Source organism: Rubrivirga sp. (assembly GCF_049648075.1).
Taxonomy (GTDB): domain Bacteria; phylum Bacteroidota; class Rhodothermia; order Rhodothermales; family Rubricoccaceae; genus Rubrivirga.
Genome location: NZ_JBARYR010000377.1, coordinates 1 through 9511 on the forward strand (window position 1 = coordinate 1; position 9511 = coordinate 9511).

Below are 9511 nucleotides of genomic sequence, written 5' to 3' on the forward strand. Positions count from 1 at the left end.
GCCGTCGTGGGGGCCGCCCTCGAGGCCGCGCCGATCCCCATCGACGACAACATCCGCGTCCCGCTGCTCTCCGGGCTCGCGATGCTCGGCGCGGCGGCGATCCTGTAGCCGTCCTCGAGGACGGCTCAGCGGAGGCTTGTCACAGCGCGCAAACGGCCAGCACGCTCACCTCCCGCAATCCGTCCGCCCTCGAGGTCGTGGGAAACCGCCGTACACTCGGCCACCTCCTTCCCCGCTCGTGCTCACCCGACTCACCCGCCGCGCCGAGGCCGTCGCCCGACTCGCCGTCGAGCTCGAGCCGATGCCGCAGCCGCCGCTCCGCCCGACGCGCTACCCGGTCGTGTTTATGCACGGGTTGGGCGCGCTCGCGAACCTGATGCAAGGCGGCGTGCTCCACGCCGAGGCGATGCACCTTCGAGGACGCGGCGTCCAGGCCTACGCGCCCCACGTCAACCCGTACGACTCCGTCACCGTCCGGGCCGCCACGTGGGCGGAGCGCCTCGAGGTCGTCTTCGAGGAGACAGGCGCGGAGATGGTGAACCTGGTCGGGTTCTCGTCCGGCGGCCTCGATGCGCGTCTCCTGGCACGAGAAGCGGAGTGGACCGCCCGGATCGCGAGCCTGGTCACCGTGTCGACGCCGCACCGGGGCTCGGACCTCGCCTCCTACGTCTTGGACCGGCCGGAGCGGCTCCGGTCGTGGGCGATGGGGATTATGGAGTTCGTCGGCCGCGCCGCCTACGAAGAAGCACTCCCCCACCCCGACGACGCCCTCGAGGAGCTAACGCCCGACGCCGTCACCGCTCGGTTCCCGCCCGACGAGCTCATCCCGGACGCGTGGTGCGCGAGCTACGACAGCGCGGCCGGGAAGGACACCGAGGTCCCGATCTACGCCCCGCTGATCGTCCCGAACCGCATCCTGTACGGCCTGGCCGGCGTCAACGACGGCATCGTCCCGACGTCCTCGATGGTCTGGGGAGAACACTTGGGCACCCTCGAGGCCGACCACGCCAAGCAGATCGGCCTGCGGCTCGCGCCGACGACCGGCTACGACTCCTACGCGTTTTTCGAGGCCCACGCCGAGCGCTTGCGGGACCGCGGTTTGTGACCTCTCGGCCGTGAACACGGCGGACGCCGAGACGTTGGCAGAGCCCCCCTCTCGTCTCATGTCTGCTCCCATCCCCGGCAACGTCCTGGTCGCCGAACCGCCGATGGCGGACCCCAACTTCCGGCGGACCGTCGTCCTGATCTGCGAGCACACGACATCGGGCTCGTTCGGCCTGGTGCTGAACCGCCCGACCGGCCTCGCCCTCTCCCAGGCCACCGACGAGACGTTCGACTTCGACGCCGAGCTGTGGGCCGGCGGCCCCGTCCAGCCGGACACGCTCCACTATCTCCATCCGTACCCCGACCTCGACGGCGCCTTGCCCGTCCTCGAGGGCGTGTTCTGGGGCGGCGAGTTCGAGGAGATCCGCGCCGGCCTCGAGGACGATCGCCTCGACAAGGATCGCGTCCGGTTCTTCGTCGGCTACTCGGGATGGGGCGAGGGGCAGCTGGACGCGGAGGTGGACGAGGGCGCCTGGATCGTCCTCGAGGGCGCGCCCGACCTGGTCTTCGCCGACGGCGACGACGCGCTCTGGCGCCCAATCCTGCGCCAGATGGGCGGCGAATACGCCTTGCTCTCGACGTTCCCGGACGACCCGCGACTGAACTGAGGAATTAGGGAATGTGCGGCCTCGAGGACGGGGCGGCGCGTCCAGACGTGAAACTATTTCGCGACCTCGTGGCCGCGCGCGACCATCCCTCAGTCCACCAGGTCGTTCTCCAAGGCGTAGCGCGTGACCTCGGCGTTCGAGCCCATCCCCATCTTCTCCAGCAGGCGCGCTCGGTACGTCGAGATGGTCTTGACGCTGAGCGACAGCTCCTCCGCGATCCCGCCGACCGCGACGCCGGACGCAAGCATCCGCATCACCTGGAACTCCCGGTCCGAGAGCGCAGCGTGGGGCGCCGCGTCGGGATCCGTGTCGAGCGAGTCCAGAAGCGATTCGGCCAGGGTCTGGGTCAGGTACCTCCGCCCCGACGCCACGCGCCGGACCGCGTCGACCAACTCGTCCTCGGCGCTCTCTTTCGTCAGATAACCGGAGGCACCCGCCCGGACGATGCGCACGGCGTACTGGTCCTCGGGGTGCGCCGACAGCACCAGGATGCCCAGGCCGGGGTGCTCCGACCGCAGCGTCTTGACCAGGTCTAGCCCGTTGGGACCCGGCATGTTCATGTCCGTCACGATGACGTCGGCGGCGGTATCGCGGACCGCCCGGATCAGCTCGTCGCCGGACGCGACCTCGAGGACGACTTCCAAGCCGTCGGTCTCGTTGAGGAGCTCCGTCAGTCCGCGGCGGACCAACGTGTGGTCGTCCGCGATGGCGATCCGTGTCATGCGTCAGGGGGCGAATAGGGCAACGTACACTCGACCACGGTCCCCTGTCCGGGCGTTCCCTGCACGTCGAGGGTGCCACCGAGCGCAGCGGCGCGTTCTCGCATTCCCAGCAGCCCGAGAGAGCGTTGCCGGAGTTGGGACGCGTCGAACCCCTGACCATCGTCCGAGACGACCAGACGGAGGGAGTCGAGGCCGAGGACGAGCGTGACGGCGACGCGGCCGGCCTCGGCGTGGCGGACCACGTTTGTGAGCGACTCTTGGAACACCCGAAACGCTGCCGTCGCGACGTCTCCGGGCGGCTCGGACGCGCCGTGAACGTCGCAACGGCAGCGCGTCCCTGTCCGCTCCTCGAAGCGATGCGTCTGCCACTCGACGGCGCTCGCGAGTCCGAAGTCATCGAGGACGCCAGGCCGGAGGTCCGTCGCGATGCGACGCGTCTGCCGAAGCGTCTCGTCGATCGTCTGGCGCAGGTCCGTCAGGCGGTCTCGGACCTCCTGATCGTCGGGAGCGTGCCGACCGAACCAGCCGGCTCCAAGGCGAACGGCCGTCAGCTGCTGGCCGATCACGTCGTGCACCTCTCGGGACAGGCGCGTCCGCTCGTCTTCTCGGACCTCTTGCAGATGGCTCGCCAAGGCACGGAGCTCCGCTTGCGAGGCCTCGAGGGCGATCTCGTTCTCGCGCAAGTCCGTGATGTCGCGCAGGATGGACAAGACCTCGCCGGGACCGGCCGATACCATTCGGACCTCGCGGTACCGCGTCCGGCCATCGACCTCGACGGTGTATTCGTACGACGACGGCTGGCCAGTAAGCCGCAGCATCGTGACGGACGCGTCGAACTGCCCGGCGAGCTTGGCCGGGATGACGTCGTGGAGCTTGCGACCGACCAAGCTCTCGCGCGGGTATTCCGTCGCGAATGGGTCTGGGACGTGCGTGTCGAGGACGGTCCCGTCGTCGGTAAGACGCGTGACGACGTCGGGCAGCGCGCGGACGACGGTGCGGTACCGGTCGGGGAGCAACGACATGCTTAGGCGATGACAGGGTCGAGCCGTCGGACGACTCGAGTCAGGGCTCCGACCGCGTCCTCGAGATCGGCAGCGGTCGTGGTGCGTCCCAGGCTCAGGCGGACCGTCGCAGCGGCCGTCTCCCGGCCCAGTCCAAGGGCCGTGACGACGTGGCTCGGCTCCAGCGCTCCGCTCGTGCACGCGCTTCCCGCCGAGGCATGGACGCCCTCGAGGTCGAGCGCCGTCAGCAGCATCTCACCGTCGAGAGGGCCGCTCGGCCCCGGCCGGAAAGACACGTTCAGGATGTGGGGCGCGGCCTCGGACGGCGTGTTGACCACGATTTGGTCCCCGAACGCAGCGCCCAGCCGCGACCGAAGCTCGTCCCGTAGGCGTGACAACCGCTCGGCCTCGAGGACGCGGTCCGCCTCCGCAAGCCGCAGAGCCGTCGCGAACCCGACGATCGCAGCCACGTTTTCCGTCCCGCCCCGACGGCCGCGCTCCTGCGCCCCGCCCGTCTGCATCGCGGAAAACGGCGTCCCGGACCGCACGTACAGCGCCCCGACGCCCTTCGGCCCGCCCACCTTGTGCCCCGACAGCGAGAGCAGATCGACCTCGAGGTCGTCGACGCCAAGCGGCAAGAGCCCGGCCGCCTGCACGGCGTCGGTGTGAACCAGCGGCGCCCTCGAGGACGACCGGCCCTGGAGAGCCGTCGCGACGTCACGGATTCGGTGGACCGTCCCGATCTCGTTGTTGACCAGCATCAGCGAGACCAGCCCGGTCTCGTCAGTCACGGTTTGGAGGACGGACTCGGGAGAGACGCGCCCTTCGCCATCGACCTCGAGGACGGTGACGGGATGGCCCTCGGCCTCGAGAGCGCGCGCCGTGTCGAGGACCGCATGGTGCTCGGCGGATGACGTCACCAACCCGGGTCGTCCGGTCGCGCGGAGCGCCTTCCCGGTCAAGACGCCGCGGATGGCCGCGTTGTCGGACTCGGTGCCGCCGGACGTGAACACGACCTCGCCGGGCTCGCACTCGAGGACGGCTGCGACCTCGACGCGCGCGTGCTCGACGGCGACGCGGGCACGCCGTCCGGGTCCGTGCAACGACGAGGGGTTGGCCCAGCCGTCGCGCAGATGCGGCAGCATCGCCTCGAGAGCCTCGGGGCGGAGCGGGGTCGTAGCGGCGTGATCGAGGTACGGCACGGGCCACTAACCTCCGCACTCCGCGAAAGCTCCGCTCTACCAATGTAGGACGACTCGACCTCGAGGACGCGCTCGTGCGTTCGCCCTCGAGGTCGATGTGCTACTCGGCGGCCGGGTCTTGTGTGACGACGGCGCCCGTCCAGGTCGTCGCACCCGCGTCCGTCGAGGCTGGTGCGCCGAAGCCGACGGCTCCGATCGAGGCGCCGTCTCCGCTCGCGCCGTCGCCCGTCGAGGACGGGGTCACGGCGGTCGCGAAGTACTCCTCGGTGGTGAAGCTGTCGACCTGGATGGCGTCGTTGCGAGCTTCTTCAGCGCGCTCCAAGAGCACCGCTTCGTCGGCCGTGATGATGCCGGCCTCGAGGGCGGCCGGGATCAGCGTGGCGGGGTGCTGCTTGGGGAGCTGACGCGAGCGGATGGCCGCCTTGATCTTCGAGACGACGCCCTCGGCCTGGTAGCACAGGCGCATGGCGCTCTCGAAGCGGCCCAGCGCGTGCTCCGGGTCGAGCGTGGTGAACACGGCGCCGAAGTGGCGGTCGCGTTGCTCGCCCGGGACCTGCATCGCGCGGGCCACCTTGCCGCCGGTCTTGTCGGACGGCATCGAGCTTAGACGGTTGAGGCGGCTCCACGCCGCGAGAGGTCCGCGGAAGAACCACGTCGCGCCCGGCACCTGGAGGTTGGCGAACAGGCCGTCGAACGCGTCTTGGATCTGGGCGAACGCGTACTGCATCGACCAGTCGAGGAACGCGCGGTCCTCCTTGGGCTGACCTTCGGCATCGAAGCGCTTGAGCACGGCCGTGCCGAGGTACATCCACGAGAAGATGTCAGCGAACCGGCCGGTCAGCTTCTCCTTCCGCTTGAGGTCGCCGCCGAGCGTCCCCATCGCAACGTCCGCCAGGAACGCGAACGTGGCGCTCGACCAGGCCATCTTGCGCCAGTACTTCGCGGCCGGGCCGGAGACCGGCGAGCCGGCGAGCCAGCCGCGCGTTAGTGACAGACCGACGCCTCGGAAGCCGTTGCGGACGACGTGGCCGATGTGAGGCCAGAACGCGGCGTCGAATGCCTTGACGTCGTGGTCCATCAACGCGCGCATCTCTTTCAGCGCGTACGGGTGGCACCGGATCGCGCCCTGCCCGAACACCATCAGCGTCCGCGTCAGGATGTTCGCGCCCTCGACGGTGATCGAGACGGGGATGCCTGCGTAGGCCCCTGCGATCGGGTTGCGAGGGCCGCGCGAGATCGCGTTGCCGCCCAGGATGTCCATCGCGTCGTTGCACGCCTTCCGGAACAGCTCGGTCGTGTTGTACTTCATCATCGCCGTCACGACGGCCGGAGCAGCGCCCTGGTCGAGCCCACCGTTCGTGTATCGACGCGCGGCCTCCATGACGTAGGCGTAGCCACCGATCCGAGCCAACGGCTCCTCGATGCCCTCGAACTTGCCGATGCTCAGGCCGAACTGCTTGCGGATCAGCGCGTGGGCGCCAGCCACCCGGGCCATCTGCTGCGTTCCGGCCGTCGCAGATGCGGGCAGCGAGATGCCGCGTCCAGCGGCGAGAGACTGCATCAGCATGCGCCAGCCGCGACCGGCGCCCTCGACGCCGCCGATGATCGCGTCCTCGAGCTTGACGACGACGTCCTCGCCCTCGGTCGGGCAGTTCCAGAACGGGACGCCCAGCGGGTCGTGTCGCTTGCCCAGGATGACGCCCTCGTTCGTGGTCGGGACGAGCGCGCAGGTGATGCCGAGCTCCGTGCCCTTGCCCAACAGGTTGTCGGGATCGAACATCTTGAACGCGAGGCCCAGGACGTCGGAGATGGCCGCGAGGGTGATGTAGCGCTTGCGCCAGTTGAGCCGGAGGTACAGCTCGCCGTCGTCGCCCTTGAACACGTCGCCGCGCGACGAGATGGCGCCGGCATCCGATCCCGCTCCGGGCTCCGTGAGCGCGAACGACGGGATGACCTCACCGACCGCCAGCTTGGGCAGCCAGTGGTCTTTCTGGGACTGTGTCCCGAAGTGCGACAGCAGCTCGGCGGGACCGAGGGAGTTGGGCACCATGACCGTGATCCCCAACGTCGAGGACGCCGACGACATCTTGGCGACGACGGCGCTGTTCAGCGACGGGCTAAAGCCGTGCCCTCCGTACTCCTTTGGGACGATCAGCCCGAAGAACCTGTCGTCCTTGAGCTTTTGCCAGACCTGCGGCGGCAGGTCGCGGCGCTGCCAGATCTCCCAATCGTCCACCATCTGGCAGACCTCCTCGACCGGCCCGTCCAAAAACGCCTGCTCCTCAGCGGTGAGCCCCGCGTACGGCTCGGCCAGCAACTTCTTGCCGTCCGGCTTGCCCGAGAACAGCTCGCCCTCGACCCAGACCGTGCCGGCGTCGATGGCCTCCTGCTCGGTCGACGAGATGACGGGCAAGAACTGCATCTTCTCCATCAGCGACATCACCGCGCCTGAGAGCAGGCGGCGGATCGGCGTGATCACGAAAACCGCCGACAGGACGGCGAACACCGCGATGACAGCGACCGGCGCTCCGAATCCGACGAGCGCAACCAGGCCGGCAGCAGCCCAGACCCATAGCGGTGCCCCGGTAAAGCCGAGCGCGAACAAGACCAGCAACACGCCGAGGGCGGCGGCCCAGACGGGCGTGCTGGCAAAAATGTCGAGAGCGTCCATGTGTCGTAGGAGAGGCGAGTGACGGGTATCGGAGGTTAACGCTGTAAACCGAAATTACAAAGCTCGAATGCGGATCCCGGAAACCCCGCCGCCCTAGGCCTTGTCGAGAAGGGATACCGCCTACGACACCCACACATGGCCGACTCTGTCTCCTGGTCTTTGCAGCACCTCCCCCGCCAAGCGGGCCGCGTCGCCGTCGTGACCGGCGCGAACTCCGGCATCGGACTGGAGACCGCTCGCGGACTCGCGTCGCTCGGCATGACGGTGATCCTGGCCTGCCGCGACCTCGACCGAGGCCGGGCCGCCCTCGAGGACGTCAAGCACTCCCTCCCAGGCGCCGACCTCGAGGTCCGACAGCTCGACCTGGCGGACCTCGCGTCCGTCGAATCGTTCGCGGGCACCTTCCAAGACGGCGACCGCCTCGACGTGCTGGTCAACAACGCGGGCGTGATGGCCGTGCCCGAGCGGACGGAGACGGCCGACGGGTTCGAGACGCAGTTCGGCGTCAACGTGCTCGGCCACTTCGCGCTCACCGCCCGCCTGCTACCCGCCGTCCTCGAGGGCGGCACGGGGCGCGTGGTGTGGCTCGCGAGCATCGCACACAAAGAGGGACGGATCACGCTCGAGGACCTGAACAGCGAGCGGTCCTACGACCCGTGGCAGGCCTACCAGCAGAGCAAGCTGGCAGATCTCATGCTGGCCTTCGAGATCGACCGGCGCATGGGCGACCGAGTCCTCAGCGTTGCTGCGCACCCGGGCCTCTCGGCCACGGAGTTGACCGAGGACATGACCGCGGGCTCACGTGTCAAGGCGACGATCGCGAACGCCGTTCTTCCACTCGTGGCCATGCCGGCGTGGAAAGGCGCGCTCCCCACGCTCGTCGCCGCGGCCGATCCCAACGTCGAGGGCGGCGCGTACGTCGGGCCGCAGGGGTTTCAGGAGATGCGCGGCACGCCTGGACTAGCCGACGTGGCGCCCCAGGCCCGCGACCTCGAGGTCGCCCGCGAGCTGTTCGAGGCGTGCGAGCGGCTGACAGGACTCGAGATGCCGGTGTAGCTGGAGGGATGCGGGACAGAGGGGTGGAGGGATCGGGTGACGTAAAGACTGGAGCCCATCCCTCCATCCCGTGTCCCTCCGCCCCTCATCCGGCCTCGAGGACGGCGGTGCGCAGCGCAGGGAGGTGCTGGTACAGGTTCTCGCCGGGACACGCCGTCTGACCCGGCGCGCGGTCGAGGTGGCTCGCGACGGCGTCGGCCGGGACCTCCCATCGCTGGGCGAGGGCGACGACCAAGCGCGTGAGGCTCGACATCTGGGCCGGCGTCGGCTCCGTCTCTTCGAAGTTGCCCTCGACCACGATCTGGATGTGGCCCGTAAGCGGGTAGGTCGTGTTCGTCTCGCCCTCGAAGCGAACGTCGCGGCCCTCGACGACCTGGCCGTCTGCGGCGATGTAGTAGTGGTACGGGACGTCGGGCCAGACGGCCTTGGGGGAGCCGTCGCCGAGCGGGCCGTCGGAGACGGAGAAGGCTTGGAGGCTCCGCAGCTTGTCGGCGTTCGACCTCGAGGGCGGGTGCGTGTCGTAGGTGTGGTGGACCGTGATCTGGTCCGGCGTGTGCGGCCGCATCGGGCCGGTCGGCGGGTTGGCACCCCACTCGGCCCGCGTCAGGTATGAGAGATCCGTCGGCAGGCCGTCCCGGTTGGCGGGCGCTTGCGAGGACGCGCAGGCGCCCACGACGACGGACAAAAGGAGCAGAGCGGCGCGCATGGGTGCATCGAGGACAGGCCTCGAGGATACACCGCAGCCGCTCGCCCTCGAGGGCGCTCAGAGCACCAACCGGCGAAAGCGCTCGGCGTAGGTCCGGCTGATGCGGACGCGGTGGCCGCCCTCGAGGAGCGCGTCGTAGCCGCCGCTCCCATCGCTCTCTAGGTGGCGGACGGCCGAGATCGAGACCAAGGCCGAGCGGTGGACGCGCACGAACCGATCGGAAGGCAGGCGCGCCTCGACCTCGCCGATCCCGACGCCGGCCAAGAGCGGGCGGCCGGTCGTGTGGAGGCGGGCGTAGTTGCCCTCGGCCTCGACCCAGACGATGTCGTCGACGGAGACCGCGACCAAGCGGTCGCCGGAGCGGACCAAGAGCCGGTCGGCCTCGAGGCCGCGGGAGACGGCGCGGGCGTCGTCCGGCGTGAGCCGGGCTTGGGCGTGGAG

9 protein-coding genes are annotated in these 9511 nt (G+C 69.5%); 3 read left to right on the forward strand and 6 right to left on the reverse strand.

The genetic code is table 11. The annotated features are described in order from the left end of the window. The first annotated feature begins 238 nt into the window (after positions 1-238). Both WBA11_RS10935 and WBA11_RS10940 read left to right on the forward strand, forming a co-directional pair. On the forward strand, positions 239-1105 hold the full coding sequence (locus WBA11_RS10935) for an esterase/lipase family protein (RefSeq protein ID WP_424520721.1): 867 nt from the start codon (positions 239-241) through the stop codon (positions 1103-1105). Positions 1106-1163: 58 nt separating this feature from the next. After that, positions 1164-1712: a YqgE/AlgH family protein gene (locus WBA11_RS10940; RefSeq protein ID WP_424520722.1), complete on the forward strand. Its 549-nt coding sequence runs from the start codon at positions 1164-1166 to the stop codon at positions 1710-1712. A gap of 89 nt (positions 1713-1801) precedes the next feature. On the opposite strand, the gene WBA11_RS10945 is transcribed toward WBA11_RS10940, so the two are convergent. The 4 genes from WBA11_RS10945 to WBA11_RS10960 all read right to left on the reverse strand — a co-directional run bounded on the left by WBA11_RS10945 (position 1802) and on the right by WBA11_RS10960 (position 7308). After that, positions 1802-2434 (reverse strand): response regulator, encoded by a 633-nt coding sequence (locus WBA11_RS10945; RefSeq protein ID WP_424520723.1) that lies wholly within the window; start codon positions 2432-2434, stop codon positions 1802-1804. Continuing rightward, positions 2431-3456, reverse strand: a complete 1026-nt coding sequence (locus WBA11_RS10950) for a histidine kinase (RefSeq protein WP_424520724.1) — start codon at positions 3454-3456, stop codon at positions 2431-2433. Before WBA11_RS10950 ends, WBA11_RS10945 begins: the two co-directional genes overlap by 4 nt. Before the next feature lie 2 nt (positions 3457-3458). Then, on the reverse strand, positions 3459-4637 hold the full coding sequence (locus tag WBA11_RS10955) for a cysteine desulfurase family protein (RefSeq protein WP_424520725.1): 1179 nt from the start codon (positions 4635-4637) through the stop codon (positions 3459-3461). A 100-nt stretch (positions 4638-4737) separates the two neighbouring features. Beyond that, positions 4738-7308 carry an acyl-CoA dehydrogenase gene (locus WBA11_RS10960; protein WP_424520726.1) on the reverse strand — a complete coding sequence of 857 codons (2571 nt, stop codon included), beginning with the start codon at positions 7306-7308 and terminating at the stop codon, positions 4738-4740. 135 nt (positions 7309-7443) lie between these two features. Here WBA11_RS10960 and WBA11_RS10965 point away from each other — a divergent pair, with 135 nt between their 5' ends. Next, positions 7444-8364, forward strand: coding sequence for an oxidoreductase (locus WBA11_RS10965; protein ID WP_424520727.1), 921 nt, complete (start codon positions 7444-7446; stop codon positions 8362-8364). Positions 8365-8449: 85 nt separating this feature from the next. Here the strand turns inward: WBA11_RS10965 and WBA11_RS10970 are convergent, their stop codons facing one another. Together WBA11_RS10970 and WBA11_RS10975 are read right to left on the reverse strand one after the other, a co-directional pair. After that, positions 8450-9070, reverse strand: coding sequence for a peptidoglycan recognition protein family protein (locus tag WBA11_RS10970; protein ID WP_424520728.1), 621 nt, complete (start codon positions 9068-9070; stop codon positions 8450-8452). A gap of 57 nt (positions 9071-9127) precedes the next feature. Beyond that, positions 9128-9511: LytR/AlgR family response regulator transcription factor (locus WBA11_RS10975; RefSeq protein ID WP_424520729.1), on the reverse strand; the 384-nt coding region annotated here is incomplete at its 5' end.